The 16,057-nt window shown below is 70.9% G+C and carries 11 protein-coding genes; 7 read left to right on the top strand and 4 right to left on the bottom strand.

The window, feature by feature from the left end; translation table 11 throughout:
• Positions 1-21 precede the first annotated feature (21 nt).
• From QF034_RS37265 to QF034_RS37255, 3 genes are all read left to right on the top strand, one after another.
• Positions 22-789, top strand: coding sequence for a FadR/GntR family transcriptional regulator (locus QF034_RS37265; RefSeq protein ID WP_307179063.1), 768 nt, complete (start codon positions 22-24; stop codon positions 787-789).
• Positions 790-997: 208 nt separating this feature from the next.
• A complete protein-coding gene (locus QF034_RS37260; RefSeq protein ID WP_307179062.1) occupies positions 998-4,156 on the top strand; it encodes a DUF1349 domain-containing protein in 3,159 nt (1,052 codons plus the stop codon).
• 186 nt (positions 4,157-4,342) lie between these two features.
• Entirely contained in the window at positions 4,343-6,289 is a 1,947-nt protein-coding gene (locus QF034_RS37255; RefSeq protein WP_307179061.1) for an RICIN domain-containing protein, read from the top strand.
• Between the two features lie 634 nt (positions 6,290-6,923).
• Here QF034_RS37255 and QF034_RS37250 read toward each other — a convergent pair.
• Positions 6,924-7,889, bottom strand: coding sequence for a pirin family protein (locus QF034_RS37250; protein WP_307179060.1), 966 nt, complete (start codon positions 7,887-7,889; stop codon positions 6,924-6,926).
• Positions 7,890-8,122: 233 nt separating this feature from the next.
• On the opposite strand from QF034_RS37250, the gene QF034_RS37245 reads away from it, so the two are divergent.
• Positions 8,123-8,413, top strand: a complete 291-nt coding sequence (locus QF034_RS37245; protein ID WP_051185616.1) for a tetratricopeptide repeat protein — start codon at positions 8,123-8,125, stop codon at positions 8,411-8,413.
• Between the two features lie 66 nt (positions 8,414-8,479).
• On the opposite strand, the gene QF034_RS37240 is transcribed toward QF034_RS37245, so the two are convergent.
• Positions 8,480-9,889, bottom strand: coding sequence for a PepSY-associated TM helix domain-containing protein (locus tag QF034_RS37240; RefSeq protein ID WP_307179059.1), 1,410 nt, complete (start codon positions 9,887-9,889; stop codon positions 8,480-8,482).
• A 132-nt stretch (positions 9,890-10,021) separates the two neighbouring features.
• Here QF034_RS37240 and QF034_RS37235 point away from each other — a divergent pair, with 132 nt between their 5' ends.
• Both QF034_RS37235 and QF034_RS37230 read left to right on the top strand, forming a co-directional pair.
• Positions 10,022-10,666, top strand: a complete 645-nt coding sequence (locus QF034_RS37235; RefSeq protein ID WP_307179058.1) for a peptide deformylase — start codon at positions 10,022-10,024, stop codon at positions 10,664-10,666.
• Between the two features lie 172 nt (positions 10,667-10,838).
• A complete protein-coding gene (locus QF034_RS37230) occupies positions 10,839-12,431 on the top strand; it encodes an ABC-F family ATP-binding cassette domain-containing protein (protein ID WP_307179057.1) in 1,593 nt (530 codons plus the stop codon).
• A gap of 91 nt (positions 12,432-12,522) precedes the next feature.
• Here QF034_RS37230 and QF034_RS37225 read toward each other — a convergent pair whose 3' ends face one another.
• On the bottom strand, positions 12,523-13,953 hold the full coding sequence (locus QF034_RS37225) for a dihydrolipoyl dehydrogenase family protein (RefSeq protein ID WP_307179056.1): 1,431 nt from the start codon (positions 13,951-13,953) through the stop codon (positions 12,523-12,525).
• A gap of 118 nt (positions 13,954-14,071) precedes the next feature.
• Between QF034_RS37225 and trxA the strand changes: the two genes are divergently transcribed.
• On the top strand, positions 14,072-14,464 hold the full coding sequence (gene trxA / locus QF034_RS37220) for a thioredoxin (RefSeq protein WP_020273887.1): 393 nt from the start codon (positions 14,072-14,074) through the stop codon (positions 14,462-14,464).
• Here trxA and QF034_RS37215 read toward each other — a convergent pair.
• Positions 14,461-15,897 carry a benzaldehyde dehydrogenase gene (locus tag QF034_RS37215; protein ID WP_307179055.1) on the bottom strand — a complete coding sequence of 479 codons (1,437 nt, stop codon included), beginning with the start codon at positions 15,895-15,897 and terminating at the stop codon, positions 14,461-14,463. The two genes, trxA and QF034_RS37215, sit on opposite strands and share 4 nt — an antisense overlap.
• Positions 15,898-16,057: the final 160 nt, after the last annotated feature.

The following is a 16,057-nucleotide window of genomic DNA, read 5'->3' as shown; positions in this document are numbered from 1 at the left end:
GCATCAGCAAGGGGATATCGCATGGCCAAGGACAGCACCGGCAGAACAGGAGAGCCTCCCGTTCTCAAGCCCTGGCCCAAGCGTCCGGCCCGACTGGCGCAGGCCGTCATGGAGAGCCTGACCGACACGATCGTGTCGGGCGCCATTCCACCAGGATCGACCCTGCCGGTGGAACCCGAGCTCTGCGAGACGTTCGGCGTCAGCCGGATCACCATCCGCGAGGCGGTCAAGTCCCTGGAGGCCAAGGGGCTGGTCCTGGCCCGGCAGGGCTACGGCACCACCGTCACCCCACCCGAGGAATGGAACCTCCTCGACCCCGTCGTGCTCGCCGCGACCGTCCAGCACGACGACCAGCTCGTCGTCCTGGACCAGTTGGTCGACATCCGGTCGACGCTGGAGGCCCAGATGACAGCCCAGGCCGCGACGCTGGCCACCGACGACGACCTGAGAGACATCGAGCGGCTGCTCGCCCGGCTCGACGAGGAGACCACCGTCCCGGCGCGCTTCATCGAGACCGATGTGGCCTTCCACGACCGGATCCTGCAGGCATCCCACAACAGGCTCGGCCGTTCCATCATCCGGATCCTCCACGCCCAGGCGCGCACGACGTTCCTGTACAACGGCACACCGGACGCGACCGCATGCGAGCGGGCGAACGAGGAGCACCGCGCGGTCGCCGAGCGCCTACTGGCCCGGGACTCCGACGGGGCCGCGCAGGCCATGGCGGCACACATCCAGAGCGCGTGGAGCCGTCGCCGCTTGCCGAACGTCGGCTCGCCCCCCTCCTGAGAGCACTGCCACCGACTCGCCCCCGAGCCACAGGCCGGGGGCGTTCGCATGTCGAGGTCCGGCCGAGCCGGCCGCGCGACCTATTGACGAAATTCGTATGACGTCTAATGTTACATCGCCGCTCTTACCCCTTCCCCCTCTTGCCGCTGGGCTCTCCCCCGCCCGCCAAGAGCACCACGGGCCCCCTGAACCTCCCGGAAGGTGCCACATGCGAACATCCCGCAGACGTCCCGCGGTTCCTGACCGTCTCCGATCATGGCTGGCCGCAGCCGCCGTCCTCACTGCCTCGACCGCGGCGGTCCTCACCCAGGCCGGCCCCGCCTCCGCGGCCGGCACGACGCTCTACGCCTCATCGAACGGCTCCGGGACCGCCTGCTCCGTGAGCCGGCCGTGCTCCGTCACCCAGGCCAAGACCAAGGTGCGGGCGACCAACAACTCCATGACAGGCGACATCACCGTCGAGCTCGCCGACGGCACCTACCGGCTCTCCGCGCCGCTCGCCTTCACCTCTGCGGACTCCGGCACAGGCGGCTACACGGTGACCTGGAAGGCCGCGCTGGGCGCCCATCCCGTCATCACCGGAGCGCAGAAGGCCACCGGCTGGACCGTGCAGGACTCGGCCAAGAACATCTGGAAGAGCAACGTCGGCACCGGCTTCGACACGCGCCATCTGTTCGTCGACGGCGTCCTGGCCACCCGGGCCCGCGCCGCGGTCCCCCGCTCGGACCTGACCGCGACCACCAGCGGCTACACGTTCACCAACAGCTCGCTGAGCTACCTCAACAGCCTCGCGCAGCCCGGCCGGACCGAGATCCACGGCATCGGCTCCTTCACCGACCGCTACGCCCCGGTGACCGGCATCAGCAGCGGCACCATCACCATGGCCCAGCCCGCGTGGGACAACAACACGTTCGGCTACGACACTCTTACGAGCCCCTTCCGGGCCGGCCCCCTCTACATCGAGAACGCCTACGAGTTCCTCGACACGGCCGGCGAGTGGTACCTCGACACCGCCACCGGCACCCTGTACTACAAGCCGCTCACCGGGCAGGACATGAGTGAGGCCGACGTCGAGGTGCCGAAGCTGGAGTCGCTCATCAGCGTCGGAGGGACGTACTCCTCCCCCGCCACCCACATCGCCTTCTCAGGGCTGCAGTTCTCCGGCACGAGTTGGCTGGACCCCACCGCCCACGGCTACGCCAGCCAGCAGACCGGCGCGTACCTCTCCGGTACCTGGGACCGTCCGTCGGACGCGCTGACCTCGTGTCAGAGCGGCTGCCCGCTCTTCGAGGCGGCACGCCCTCACTGGGAGCAGATGCCCTCCGCCGTCCAGGTCTCGGCCGCCGACCACATCGCGTTCACGGGTAACCGGTTCACCCAGCTCGGACAGAGCGGCCTCGGCATCGGCAACGACGCCAACGCCCACACCACCGGCGTGGGACTCGGCGCCCGCACCATCACCGCGACCGGCAACGTCTTCACCCAGAACGCGGGCGGCGGCATCGTCGTCGGCGGCGTTCAGGCGGACGCGCACCACCCCAGTGACAGGCGGATGACCAACCGGAACATCACGCTGAGCAACAACCTCATCCATGATGTGGCGCTGGAATACCGTGACATGTCGGCCATCCTCGTCACCTACGTGAACGGCGCGACCGTCTCGCACAACGAGGTGTACAACCTGCCCTACTCCGGCCTCACCATCGGCTACGGCTGGGGCGCCAACGACATCGGCGGCAGCCAGGACTACGTCAACCGGGGCCTGTACAGCTACCAGCCCATCTACACGACCGCGACCACCGCCGCGAACAACCACGTCACCGACAACTACATCCACGACCTCATGCAGCAGATGACCGACGGCGGCTGCATGTACACCCTGTCGGCGTCACCGGGCAGCACGTTCGAACGCAACTACTGCCACAGCAACAACGGTTGGTTCGGCTTCTACCACGACGAGGGCTCCCGGAACTTCACGGACACCAACAACGTCTTCCGGAACACCGGCGAATGGGGTCACGAGAACAGCAGTGCGACCAACAACACCGGCGCCCTGACCCTGACCGACAACTGGACGACCAACAGTTCCGCGAACATCACCAACACCAACGGCCGTGGTGACGTAGTCAGCGGCACCGTAGTCGTCAGGGACGGAAATTGGCCGTCGGCCGCGAAGACGGTCATGAACAACGCCGGTATCCAGCCCCGGTACCGTCCGCTGACCACCGACCCCGTCAGCTCCCCCTACAGCGCCTACTCCTCCACCCCCGCCAACACGGGCCAGAGCGGCGGCCACTTCACGATCACCGACGCGGGCGAGGACATCCGGGGTGCCGGCGGACAGCACTCAGACGAGTACGGCACCGTCTTCCGCAACGGGGCAGCTGTCGACGGCACGTCAGTGACCGCCCGGGTCGACAGCCTGGACAAGACCAGCGGCCGGGCCAAGGCCGGCGTCGTCCTGCGCAACGACCTCAGGGACGACGGCTCCTCCGCCGGATACGCGGCTGTGGTCGTGACCCCGAACAACGGCGTCAGCTTCCAGCGGGACTCCAACGCCGACGGCTACCTCGACAAGCTCACGTCCACCGCCGCCACCGTCAAGGCACCGGTCTGGTTGCGGCTCACCCGCACTGCCACCCAGGTGTCCGCCTACTACTCCACCGATGGATCCACCTTCACCCAGGTCGGCTCGAAGGTGACCCTGCCGTCCATGGCGACCACCCAGGATGCCGGTGTCATCCACACAGCCCACAGCCCCACCGCCGGCAGTGCGACCTTCAGCAACCTGCGCATCGTCACTTCTCCCTACAGGGCATACAGTTCGATCCCGGCCGCCGTCAGCCAAAGCGGCCCAGTGACCTCCCTGACCGGCGCAGGCATCGACGTATGGCGCTCCGGCACGGCTTACGACGACGAGTATTCCGCCGCCTACCGGACGGGGGCCGCTGGAACGTCCTCGACCGTCACCGTCCGCGTCGCCAGTCAGGACAAGACCAACAGCTGGGCCAAAGCCGGCCTGATGCTGCGAAACAACATCGCCTCCGCCGGCTCGTCCACCGGGTACCTCGTCCTCGCCACCACCCCCGGCAACGGAATCGCCCTGTCGTCGGACTCCGACGGTGACGGTTACCTCGACACCAACACCATCAAGACCGGGAGCGCCACCGTCGCCCCGGTCTGGCTCCGCCTGGTCAGGAGCGGCACGTCGGTCATCGGCTCTTACTCCGCCAACGGCACGGCCTGGACGACTGTCGGCACTGCGACACTGACCGGGGCGAACAGCACCCTGGACGCGGGCATGTTCTCCACGGCCCACGCCGGAAGTACCGGCACCGCGACCTTCAGCCAGTTCTCTGTCAGCTGACGAAGAGGTTCGGGCCACGATCTCCGAAACGAGCTCCGCGTGTGGCACCCGCTCGGCCGGCAGGCTCCAGCGGAGCACCCTTTCACAGCCACGTCGGCCATCCGTGAGCGCCCCGGCGCCCAGGCCGTGACTGCGCTCCGGGGCGTTGTCACCGCAATCAATGCCATCGATCCACAGGAGTGGGCCATGTCCTCACGAAGAATGACTCGTCGTACGCTTCTCGGTGCGGCGGGGGCGGCAACCGCCGCGACCGCCCTGCCGATCGTCCCCGGCTTCTCCCGCCTTCTACCGCAGGCGGCCGCCGCGGACACGCAGACCAACCTGAGCAAGATGGTCGACATGCGGTTCGGCATGTTCAACCACTTCAGCCTGGGCACGTTCACGGACCAGGAGTGGGCCGAACCCAACCAGAGCCCCACCCTCTTCGCTCCCCCGAGCGTCAACTGCGCGCAGTGGGCCGACGCGGCGGCCGCCGCGAAGATGAGTTACGGCATCCTGACCACCAAGCACCACGACGGCTTCGCCCTGTGGCCGAGCGCCTACGGCACCCAGAACGTCGCGAACAGCTCCTACAAGCAGGACGTGGTGCGGGCGTACTGCGATGCGTTCCGGGCGAAGGGGCTGAAGGTCGGGTTCTACTACTCGATCTGGGACCGCACCTTCGGCGTCGAGGCATGGGAGAGCCGGCACAAGGTGACCGGGCTCGACATCACCGATGCCATCCAGCCCGGCGACATGGCCTTCATCCTCGGCCAGATCACCGAGTTGCTCACCCACTACGGCACCATCGACATGTTCATGACCGACGGCTACGCATGGCAGATGGGGCAGCAGGCCGTCTCCTACCAGAGGATCCGCTCGCTGGTGAAGCAGCTGCAGCCGGACTGCGTCATGATCGACATCGGCGGACTGACCGAGCCCTTCCTCAGCGACGCGATCTTCTTCGAGGAGCCGCTGGGGATCACCGCGCCGGCGGGCAACACCTACGCCGGAATGCAGGGGCAGACCATCAGCAACGGATGGTTCTGGCACCCCTCCACCCCGACCGAGAGCCTCATGAGCAAGGCCGCGATCCTGTCGCACCTGGCCGACCTGGAGCCGAAGTACACCTCCTTCATCCTCAACTGCCCGCCCAACCGCGACGGCCTGCTGGACACCAACATCGTCAACCGGCTCGCCGAAGTGGGTGCCGCCTGGAGCCCGAACACCTCCCGGCCACCGCTGCCCACACAGCCACTGCGCGCCGAGCACCCGGTCACACCCGTCAACGCGTATGCGACCGCCTTCCACACCGGCGAGGGACCACTCCACGCCATCGACGGACTCAGCGACGTCCGCTACGAAACCTGCTGGTCGACCTGGGGCCTGCCGCTGCCGCAGTCCATCACCATCGACCTGGGCGGGGTGTGGAGCAACGTCTCCACCCTGGAGTACCTGCCCAAGCAGTGGAACCGCACCGACTCCACCGACGGTGACATCACCTCGTACACCATCTCCACCAGCACCGACGGGGTCACCTTCACCCAGGTCGCCACCGGCACCTGGGCCGGCAACGGCAAGTTCAAGCTGGTCGAGTGGCCGGCCAGGAACGTGGGCTTCGTACGGATCAAGGTCAACGCGGCCACCGGCGGCTACGCCAACATCGGCGGCCTCAGGATCGGCGGCCGGACGGCCAAGCCCGCGCCGGTATCCACCACACTGCCCGGCGACGGCACCGTCTACCGGCTGGTCGCCCGGCACAGCGGCAAGGTCGCCGACGTGGAGGGCGGGCGCACCGCCAACGGCACCAACGTCCATCAGTGGCCCTGGCTCAACCAGGCGAACCAGAAGTGGACCTTCACCAGCACCGGCGACGGCTACTACAAGATCAAGGGCGTGGGCAGCGGCAAGCTTCTGGAGGTCGCCGGTCTCTCCCGCGCGGACGGCGGCAACGTCGGCATCTGGGCAGACGCCAACGCCCCCCAGCAGCACTGGGCCGTCACGCCCACCGGTGACGGAAACTACATCCTCGTCAACCGCTACAGCGGGCTCTGTCTCGGCGTCGACGAGGGCAGCACCGCCGACGGGGCCAACATCGAGCAGCAGCCGTACGCGTCGCAGACGCGGCAGCAATGGCAGCTCATCCCGTCCTGACCTGTCCTCCGCCCCCTCCTCCATGGCAGAGAATCCCCGCCGGCACTCCGGCGGGGATCACGTCAGGCTGAGCGCGGCACTCGGCACCGTGACGTGTAGCGCCACGGTCAGCGTCAGGTCGGCGAAACGACTCGGACCTCACGTGGAAGCGGGCAAGATCCTCGGCGGCACTGCAGGGGCCGGCCCGGGCCGACGCCCCCGCCGCTTCGAACCGACGAATGCCGGTCCGGCCGCGGGCGGTCACCACGGGCCGCACCCCGCGGGTAGCGGTGGTGTGCATGCCGTCGGGCTAGATGAGTTCCGCGATGCCGGGCGAGTCGACCCGCTGCTCCCGGTCGAAGGCGACGGGGTCGAAGGCCGGGTCGGCCATCGCGGTATCCGGCGGGAAAGCACGTCCTCCACCGTCGGGGCCGGTGCCCGGAGCAGGGCGGATGCCGCCGTGCGGACGAACAGCCGGTGCCGGTCCTCCGTCAGGTACTCCACCGGGGACTTGCCGTCCACGCGCGCGAGCAGCAGCGCGGGCAACAGGGAGGCGGCTCGTGCCTCGACGGCAGGCCGGGGCTCCCAGTCGGCGGATGAGAACACACGACGGAAAGTCAATCATCCGCCACCGACGAACGCTCATTTTCGCAGGTCAGCGCACTCTGCCCCGTGGCTTCAGAGGCGTCACCGGCAGCTCAGGGGCAGGCAGGGGATCCCCGTCGTACCCCTTCACCTCACCAAAACGTGTCCCTTCCATCCAGTCCCGCCGCGCCTGTTCGATCTCCTCCTGCGACCGTCCGATCCAGTTCCAGAACATGATCAGTTCCTCCTCGAACGGCTCGCCGCCCAGGAGCATCAGGCCCGCGTCCGACTCCGCCCGCAGCGGCAGTTCGCTGCGGCCGCAGCCGAGGTAGAGCATCGAGCCTGGCAGGACCGGGACGCCGTCCACGTGGGCCTCGCCGGACATGGACAGGACGGCGTACTCGAAGTCCGGTTCCAGCGGGAGGCGTACGTCCGCGCCTCGGGTGAGGGCCAGGTCGGCGCCGGTGATCGGGGTGTACGCCGTGCCGGGCGAGGTCGCGCCGTCAAGGTCGCCGAGGATCAGCGTCGCCTTGATGCCGGGTGCCGTGACGACCGGCAGGTCGGCGTGGTGTTCGAAGCGCGGGTCGGTGTGGCGGTGGCCGTCCGGCAGGGCGACCCACAGTTGCGCGCCGTGCAGGAAACGGGCGTGCGAGCGGGGGCTCTCCTCGGAGTGGCTGATCGCCCGGCCCGAGGTCATCAGGCCCAGTTCGCGCGGCCGGATCGTCTGGAGGCTGCCGGTGGAGTCGCGGTGCAGGACCTCCCCCTCGTGCAGCCAGCTGACCGTCTGGAGTCCCATGTGGGGATGCGGCGGCACCTGCATACCGGGTTCGTCGGCGATGTCGTCGGGGCCGTAGTGGTCGACGAAGCACCAGGCTCCGACCATGCGGCGGCCGAGGTTGGGCAGCAGCCTGCGGACCTCGCTGGATTCGCCCAGCTTGACGTGGCGCGGACTGAGGAGTTCGCGAACCGGCTCCGCTACGACGAAGCCGCGGCCACCGCACAGGGAGGGAGCCGCCTCGCGCTCAAGATTGCTCATGACGCACAACCTAGTCCGGTGGAAGGGCCCGCGTCAGCGCGTCATTCGGGCTGTGGCCGGGCGTCCCGGCCTGGCCGAACCTGCCGCCCTCGGCGAGTACCAGCTGATCCAGTAGTGGAATATTAAACCAACACGTTCGGTTGTCGGCCTCGAAGGAGGCACGAGTGAACACGACCTACGACGCGACGTACTACGCCCACGGGACACCGGCGGAGCGCTGGGAGCGCGCGCAGATGTTCTTCGACGCCAAGGACTACGCCGCCGCCGCGCGGGTCCTGGGCGGGCTGGTCGAGGAGGTGCCCGAGCAGACCGGGCCCCGGCTGCTGCTGGCGCGCTCCTACTACCACTCGGCCCAACTGCGCCGCGCGGAGGCCGAGTTGCGGACGATCGTCGAGCGGGACCCGGTCGAGCACTACGCCCGGCTGATGCTCGGCCGCACGCTCCAGCGGCAGAACCGGCACGAGGAGGCGGAGCCGCATCTGCGGATCGCCTCGGCGCTCGCGGGTGACTTCGAGCAGCGCTGACCGGTACGTACCTGACGGTGCCCGGCCCCCCACGGGGAGCCGGGCACCTGCGCGTCGGCCGGTCCGCTACCGCGCCGGCGTCCCCGCCCCGTACGTCCGCCGTCCCCGTCGGTAGGCGATCTCGCCCAGCAGGATGTCGACGGCCAGGAAGGCCGCGAGCGGGATGCCGAACAGAGGCAGGAAGTAGCCGAGGACGGCGACCCCCGCCAGCAGCGGCACCAGGATCTGTGGCGGCACCCGCTGCCACGCGCCGCGTGGGACCGGGCGGCCGAAGGCGGAGCCACGGCCACGCTGCCACCACATGCGGTAGCCCCACACGATCAGCAGGATCAGACAGAGCGCGAGCAGCATCAGGGCGATCTGGTTGGCCAGGCCGAACAGGATGCCGGTGTGCAGGTCGATGCCCCACCGGGTGAGCTTCGCGAGCACCGGGTAGTCGGCGAACCGCACCACGTCCATGACCTCGCCACCGGCCGGGTCGATCGCGACGGAGTCCTGCTTCTCCGGCCAGCTGCGCTGTACCTGCCGGACGACGTACGCCGACTGCGCGTCCGCCGGCGGCACGATCTCCACCGGGTCGCCCAGCCCCTCGGCCCGGGCCGCCGCCAGGACCTTGTCCAGGCCCACCCCGTGCGCGGCGTCTCCGGCCTGCCCGGCGGCCGAACCGTGGCCGGTGTGTTCGCCACTCGCCGACGCCGACACCGCCGGGGTGGCCTGCCCCAGCGAGGTCCGCAACTCGTCGATGTTCGCCCCGGCGTGGGCCGACCAGGTCAGGCCGGTCGCCGAGAGGAAGAAGAACCCGGCCGCCGCCCACACGCCGACGCTGCCGTGCAGCCCGAGGGTGCGGCGCTGTCCGTTCGTGCCCCGCACCCTGCGCAGGGCACGGCGGCGGGAGAACCACAGCACCAGTCCGCCGGCCGAGATCACCCACAGCCAGCTGGCCGCCAGTTCGCTGTACAGCCGCCCCGGCTCGCCCAGGTGCAGGTCCCGGTGGAACTCGTCGATCCAGGTGCGCAGGGGCAGCGCACCGGTCGAGCCGTACTGGTCGAGGGAGCCGCGCACCTTCGCGGTGTACGGGTCGACGAACACGGCGAGCGTGTGTCCCTCGTCGACGCCCGGAACACCGGACAGCATCACCCTGGTCGTCGCGTCCGCCTCGGGTGAGGGGCGTACGGCCGAGACCGTGCCCTCGGGATGGGCCTCGCGGGCGGCGGCCACCTGCTCGCTGATCGGCAGCTTCCGCTCACCCGCGGGGACGGTCAGTTCATGGTCGTACACGATCTTCTCGGCCTGGAAGGAGGCGGCGTACAGCAGGCCGGTGGTGGCGGCGACGATGAGGAACGGCGCCACCAGTACCCCGGCGTAGAAGTGCAGGCGGAGGATGAGCGGGCGTAGTGGGGCCCAGTTGTTCTTCGACGGCGCCGGGGCGGCGGGTCGCGGGGCCTCGTCCGTGGTGGTCGAGGGAGCGGTGGTCATCGGCGGGTTCTCCCGGGGACGTCTTCGTGGCCGTTGCGGTGCAGTAGTCGGGCTGAGGGGGCGTCCAGTTCCCGGGAAGTGCGTGTGACGTGCGACACGCGAGGGTGGGGGGTGCCATGTCATCCTGACGCGATGGGAACTCCGAGCGATCGTGCACCCCTGGCCGAGCGGGTCGAGGAACTCCTCGCCGGTGGCGGCCCGTTGACCATCGTGGCGGCCGGTGATCCGGTGCTGCGGCGCGGCACCGAGCCGTACGACGGTCAGCTGGGGCCCGCGCTGCTGGCCCGGTTCGTCGAGGCCCTGCGGAGCACCATGCGCGCGGCGCCCGGGGTCGGCCTGGCGGCGCCGCAGGTCGGTGTGGAGCTCAGGATCGCGGTGATCGAGGACCCGGCGCCGGTGCCGGAGGAGGTGCGGCTGGCGCGCGGGCGGGTGCCGCAGCCGTTCCGGGTGCTGGTCAATCCCGTCTACGAGCCCGTCGGCGGCGCGCGGGCCGCGTTCTTCGAGGGCTGTCTGAGCGTGCCGGGCTGGCAGGCGGTGGTGGCGCGGGCCGCCGAGGTGCGGCTGACCGGGCAGGACGAGCACGGGCACGCGCTGGACGAGGTGTTCACGGGCTGGCCCGCGCGGATCGTGCAGCACGAGACGGACCATCTCGACGGGGTTCTGTATCTCGACCGGGCCGAGTCGCGGTCGCTGTCGTCCAACCAGGCGGTGACGGAGCGCTGGGCTCAGCCGACGCCGGAGGAGGCCGCGCGGGCGCTCGGCTTCGAGCTGCCGTAACGCCGACTGCCGCCATGACGCCGACCGCCGCGGAAATTCGGAGGCGCCCGGCAGGCGCCTCCGTTACCGTGACGTTCATGTCTACGCCCCGAATTTCCTAGCCGAGGACCCGCTTCCACGCCACCCGTGTGTCCTCTTGCTTGTTCGGATTGCTTGTTCGGAGCGTTTTCTCATGATCACCGTTCGTGACGTCGACGTGCGCGTGGGCGCGCGTCTGCTGCTGTCCGGCGTCTCCTTCCACGTCTCCCCCGGCGACCGCATCGGCCTGGTCGGCCGCAACGGCGCGGGGAAGACGACCCTGTTGCACACCCTGGCGGGCACCCTGCGGCCCGCCGCCGGGACCGTCACCCGCACCGGTGACGTCGGTCATCTCCCGCAGGATTCGCGCGCGGCCGACCAGTCGGTCACCGTCACCGACCGGATCCTGTCCGCGCGCGGCCTGGACCACGCCGTACGGGCCCTGCGCCGCGCCGAGGCCGCGATGGCCGACGGGACGGAGCGGTCGATGAACGCCTATGTGCGGGCCGAGGCCGAGTTCCAGGCGCGCGGCGGATACGCGGCCGAGGCGGAGGCCGCCCGGGTCGCCGCCGGCGTCGGACTGCCGGCGGGGCTGATGGACCGGCCGCTGCGCGCCCTGTCGGGCGGTCAGCGCCGGCGCGCGGAGCTGGCCCGCATCCTGTTCGCCGGGCACGGCACACTGCTGCTGGACGAGCCGACGAACCATCTGGACGCGGACTCGGTCGCCTGGCTGCGCGGGTTCCTCACGAGCCACCAGGGCGGGCTGGTGATGATCAGCCACGACACGTCCCTGCTGGCCGGCACCGTGAACCGGGTCTTCCACCTGGATCCCGGGCGGGCCGCGCTCGACGTCCACAACACCGGCTGGGAGGAGTATCTGGCCCAGCGGGACGCCGACGAGCGGCGGCGGGCCCGCGAGCGGGCGAACGCCGAGCGCAAGGCGGCGGCGTTGCACGCCCAGGCCGGCAAGATGCGGGCCCGGGTGGCGACCGCGGTGGCCGCGCGGAACATGGCCCGCCGCGCCGACCGGATGCTCGCGGACCTCGAACCGGCCCGGCGCGCCGAGAAGACCGCCAGGATCCGGCTGCCCGAGCCGGCGCCCTGTGGCCGGATCCCGCTCGGCGCGGTCAGTCTGACCAGGTCGTACGCCGGGCAGCACGTCCTGCGTGGCGTCGATCTCGCCGTCGACCGGGGCAGCCGCCTGGTGGTGCTCGGGCCCAACGGCGCCGGAAAGACGACCCTGTTGCGGATCCTCGCCGGGCAGGACACGCCGGACAGCGGCCGGGTGGTCCACGGGCACGGGCTGCGCCTCGGCTACTTCGCCCAGGAACACGACACGCTGGAACCGGAACTGACGGTGCGTGAGCATCTGGCGGGTGCCGCACCGCACCTCGCCGACGGCGAAGTGCGCCAGGTCCTGGGCGCGTTCCTGTTCTCCGGCGACGACGCCGACAAGCGCGTCGGCGTCCTCTCCGGCGGCGAGAAGACCCGGCTCGCCCTGGCGGGGCTGGTGCACTCGGGCGCGAACGTGCTGCTCCTCGACGAGCCCACCAACAACCTCGACCCGGCCTCGCGTGCCGAGGTCCTGGCCGCGGTGGGCACGTACCCGGGCGCGATCGTCATGGTCACGCACGACGAGGGCGCCGTCGACGCGCTGCGGCCCGACCGGGTGCTGTTGCTGCCGGAGGCGGAGGAGGACCTGTGGAGCGAGGACTACCGGGAGCTGGTGGTGCCCGCGCACGCGTGACCGTCGGGCCCGGCCGGCGCCGGAAGCCCGGGGCCGGTCCCGGGCCCGGCGGGAACCGCCCCGGGGCCGGACCGGCCGGACGATGCGGAGGTCAGGCGTCGCGATAGGCCTCCAGCAGCCGCAGCCACACCTCGCTGATCGTCGGGTACGACGGGACGGCGTGCCACAGGCGGCCGATCGGGACCTGGCCGGCGACGGCGATCGTGGCGGAGTGGATGAGCTCGCCGACGCCGGGGCCGACGAGGGTCACTCCGCGCAGGATCTCGTCCTCCAGGTCCACGACCATGCGGGCGCGGCCCTTGTAGCCGTCGGCGTACAGGCCCGCGCCCGCGACGGTGGACAGGTCCACGTCGACGGCCTTCACCCGGTGCCCCGCCTGCTCGGCCTCGGCGAGTGACAGGCCGACGGCCGCCGCCTCCGGGTCGGTGAAGACGACCTGGGGGACGGCCGCGTGGTCGGCGGTCGCGGCGTGGGCGCCCCAGGGCTGGGCGAGGAGGGATTCGCCGGTCGCCCGCGCGGCGATGGCGGCGCCCGCGATCCGGGCCTGGTACTTGCCCTGGTGGGTGAGGAGGGCGCGCCGGTTGACGTCGCCGACCGCGTACAGCCAGTCGTGGCCGGTGACGCGGAGGCTGTCGTCGACGTCGAGCCAGGAGCCCGGTTCCAGACCGATCGTCTCCAGCCCGAGGTCGTCGGTGCGCGGCGCGCGGCCGGTCGCGAAGAGGATCTCGTCGCCCTCGACGCGGTCGCCGCCGTCCGTGACGGCGACGACGGTGCCGTTCTGGCGGGTCACCGACTCCACCGATGTGCCGGTGCGGACGTCGGCGCCGGCCTCGGTGAGCGCCTCGGCGACGAGCTCTCCGGTGAAGGGCTCCATCCGGGGGAGCAGGCCCTTGCCGCGGACCAGCATGGTGACCTTCGAGCCGAGGGCCTGCCAGACGGTGGCCATCTCGGTGGCGACGACGCCGCCACCGACCACGATCAGGCGGCCGGGCACGCTCTTGGAGCTGGTGGCCTCCCGGCTGGTCCACGGCCGGACCGCGTCGAGTCCGGGCAGGCCGGGCAGGGCGGCGCGGCTGCCGGTGCAGACGGCGACGGCGTGCCGGGCGGTCAGGACGCGGTCACCGCCGTCCGGGCCGGTGACCGTCACCGTGCGCGGGCCGGTCAGGCGCCCGTGGCCGCGGTACAGGTCGGCGCCGATGCTGTCGAGCCATCCGACCTGCCCGTCGTCCTTCCAGTTCGAGGTGTAGTAATCCCGGTGGGCGAGGACCGCGGACGCGTCGAGGGGGCCCTGCACCGACTGGCTCAGGCCCGGCACGCGGCGGGCGTCCGCGCGGGCGATGACCGGCCGCAGCAGGGCCTTGCTGGGCATGCACGCCCAGTACGAGCACTCGCCGCCGACCAGTTCGCTCTCCACGACCGCGGTGGTCAGACCGGCCGCGCGGGTGCGGTCGGCGACGTTCTCCCCCACGGGTCCGGCCCCGAGCACCACGACGTCGTACGCGTTGGTTTCCGTTTCCGTCATGAGGTCAGTCTGGTGGGTGGTGTGCGCCCTGGCCACACGGGTAGGGGCGCGGAATACGTACCAGGTCGGCCGTGTTGTGCCGACGGCTTGACCCACACCAGGAAGAGGGATTTACGCCATGAGCAGCACCGTGGAGCTCACCAAGGAGAACTTCGACCAGACGGTCACGGACAACGAGTTCGTCCTGATCGACTTCTGGGCGTCCTGGTGCGGGCCGTGCAAGCAGTTCGCGCCGGTCTACGAGAAGGCGGCGGAGGAGAACCCGGACCTCGTGTTCGGCAAGGTGGACACCGAGGCGCAGCCGGAGCTGGCCGCGGCCTTCGGTATCCAGTCGATTCCGACGCTGATGATCGTCCGTGACCAGGTCGCCGTGTTCGCCCAGCCGGGCGCCCTGCCCGAGGCCGCCCTGACGGACGTCATCGGGCAGGCCCGCAACCTCGACATGGACGAGGTCCGCAAGGCGATCGCCGAGCAGCAGGCCCAGGAGGGGCAGCAGGCGCCGCAGGGCTAGAACGGATACGGAGCCACGTCTCCGCGTACCGTCGTCCAGCGCAGTTCGGTGAAGGCCTCCAGGTTGGCCTCGCCGCCGAAGCGGGCGCCGGTGCCGGAGGCGGCGACTCCGCCGAAGGGTGCCACGGCCTCGTCGTTGACGGTCTGGTCGTTGATGTGGACGATGCCGGTCGGTATGCGCTCGGCGAGGTCCAGGCCACGGGCCGTATCGCGGGTGACGATGCCCAGGGAGAGTCCGTAGGAGCTCTGCGCGGCCAGGGCCGCCGCCTCGTCGGGGGTGGTGAAGGAGCGTACGGGCGCCACGGGCCCGAAGACCTCCTCCGTGTACGCCGGGGTGTGGTCGCCGACGTGGGCGAGGACCGTGGGCCGGTAGAAGAGCCGGTCGTGGGTGCCGCCCGCGGCGAGCTTGGCACCCGACGCCTTGCTGGACTCGACCAGGCCGCTGATCTTGGCGAGCTGGCCGGAGTCGATGATCGGGCCCAGGTGGACCTGTTCGCGGAACGGGTCGCCGACGGCGAGCGAGTCCGCCTTGGCGGCGAGCCGCTCGACGTACTCGTCGTACAGGGACGCGTGCACCAGGTGGCGCCCGGTCGTCATGCAGATCTGGCCCTGGTGGAAGAAGGAGCCCCAGGCGGCGGTGGAGATCACCGCGTCGAGGTCGGCGTCCGCCAGCACGATCATGGCCGAGTTGCCGCCCAGTTCCAGGTGGGCCCGCTTGAGGTGACGGCCTGCGGCCTCGCCCACGGCCCGCCCGGCGGGGGTGGAGCCGGTGAAGGAGATGACCGGCACGCGCGGGTCGGCGACCAGGGCCTGTCCGGCGTCCGGGCCGCCGGGGAGCACGTGCAGCAGGTCCTGCGGCAGGCCCGCGGCGGCGAAGACCGCGGCGAGGGACAGCCCTCCGCAGACGGCGGTGCGCGGATCCGGCTTGAGGACGACCGCGTTGCCGAGGGCCAGGGCGGGTGCGACGGAGCGGATGGACAGGATCAGTGGGGCGTTGAACGGGGAGATCACGCCCACGACACCGGCCGGGACGCGGCGCGTGTACGACAGGCGCGGCGCCTCGCTGGGCAGGACCTGGCCGGCCGGGCGGGAGGCGAGTGCGGCGGCCTCGTAGCACTCCTGGGCGGCGACGTGCAGTTCGAAGTCGGCCTTGCCGGGGACGGAACCGGACTCGCGGACGAGCCATTCGCGCAGTTCGGCGGCGTGTGCCGTGAACAGGTCGCCGGCCCTGCGGAGCACGGCGGCCCGGGCGAAGTGCGGGGCACGGGCCCACTCGCGCTGGGCGGCGGCGGCCCTCTCGGCGGCGGCCTCGACGTCCTTCGGGCCGGCGAGGGCGAGGCTGCCGAGGGCTTGGCCGGTGGCGGGCTCGGTGACGGTGTACCCGGGGCCCGTCAGGCTCTGGGGCTGCCAGGTCCTGCTGTCGAGCAACGGCATGACGGCTCTCCGATCGATCGGTCACCGGCTGACGGGGCGAGCGGAACTCCCGTGCGTGCGCGGCCGGTTCGGCGGTCACATGGCGGGACGCGCCGACCGGTCCGCAGCGGTGGGTGCCGCGGCGGCGTTCGTAAGCGTCCGCATTTTGTTGAGCATGCAA

Source organism: Streptomyces africanus, assembly GCF_030816955.1.
In the GTDB taxonomy this organism is placed as follows: domain Bacteria; phylum Actinomycetota; class Actinomycetes; order Streptomycetales; family Streptomycetaceae; genus Streptomyces; species Streptomyces africanus.
The sequence above is the reverse complement of the archived record's forward strand: the minus strand, read 5'-3'. Positions and strand labels throughout refer to the sequence as shown.